Annotated in this window: 1 protein-coding gene; it reads left to right on the forward strand. The window is 68.0% G+C overall.

From position 1 onward, the window contains the following. A partial coding sequence (locus D8M36_RS10105) for a Rib/alpha-like domain-containing protein (protein ID WP_274542654.1) occupies positions 1 to 1,164 on the forward strand: 1,164 nt, incomplete at both ends.

Consider the following 1,164-nt stretch of genomic DNA (forward strand, 5'->3'; position numbering starts at 1 on the left):
CCGCAGACGAAGCTGCTGCCGCAGCCGACGCCGCCGCAGCCGACGCCAAGAAGCTCCAGGACGCCGCCGACCAGGCACAAGCCGAAGCCGACCAGGCACAGGCCACCGCAGACGAAGCTGCTGCCGCCGCCAAGCCCCTCGCCGCAGAAGCTGCCAAACTCCAGACCGCAGCTGAGACTAAGCAGGCCGCAGCCGACGACGCCGCCACTGCTGCTCAGCAGTCCCAGGAGCGCGCCACCGAAGCAGCCCAAGCCGCTGCACAGGCGGAGAACGACGCCATTGAGGCTGCTAACGAAGCCGACGTGAAGGAAGCCGCAGCCGACGACGCCGCCAACGCTGCTCAGCAGTCCCAGGAGCGCGCCACCGAAGCAGCCCAAGCCCTCGCGCAAGCGGAGATCGACGCCGCCGACGCGGCGGGAACCCCTGATGAGGCAGCGGCTCAAGAGGCGCTTGCGGAGGCAAAGGCCGAAGCCGATAAGCTGCAGACCTATGCTGACGAGGACGCCGCCGCCGCTAAGCAAGCACAGGACGATGCCACCGAGGCACGTAACAAGGCTGACCAGGCAAAGAGCGACGCCGAGCAGGCACAGGCTGACGCAGAGAAGGCCCAGACCTATGCTGACGAGGACGCCGCCGCCGCTAAGCAAGCACAGGACGAAGCCGATGAGGCAAAGGCTGCCGCCGACCAGGCACAGGCCACCGCCGACGAGGCAAAAGCCGCCGCTGAGGCCACCGCAGCAGACGCCAACAAGCTCCAGACCGCAGCCGACGAAGCACGAGCCAAAGCCGACCAGGCCCAGGCCACAGCCGACGAGGCTGCTGCTGCCGCCAAGACCCTCGCCGAAGAAGCTGCCAAGCTCCAGACCGCAGCCGACGAAGCACGAGCCAAAGCCGACCAGGCCCAGGCCACAGCCGACGAGGCTGCTGCTGCCGCCAAGACCCTCGCCGAAGAAGCTGCCAAGCTCCAGACCGCAGCTGAGGAAGCACAGAGGATCGCCGACGAGATCGCCTCTGCCCCCAAGGCGAAGGACACGTGTCAGCCGGCCTACACCGAGGTCACCGTCACCCAGGGTGACGTTGCCGAGGTCGCAGCCCCCGTCTTCACCGACGAGGAGACCGGCGAAGAGCGCGACATGCCCGAAGGCACCACGTTCGCCCTCAAGG

The sequence above is a fragment of the Dermabacter sp. HSID17554 genome (assembly GCF_003989295.1).
Taxonomy (GTDB): Bacteria; Actinomycetota; Actinomycetes; order Actinomycetales; family Dermabacteraceae; genus Dermabacter; species Dermabacter vaginalis.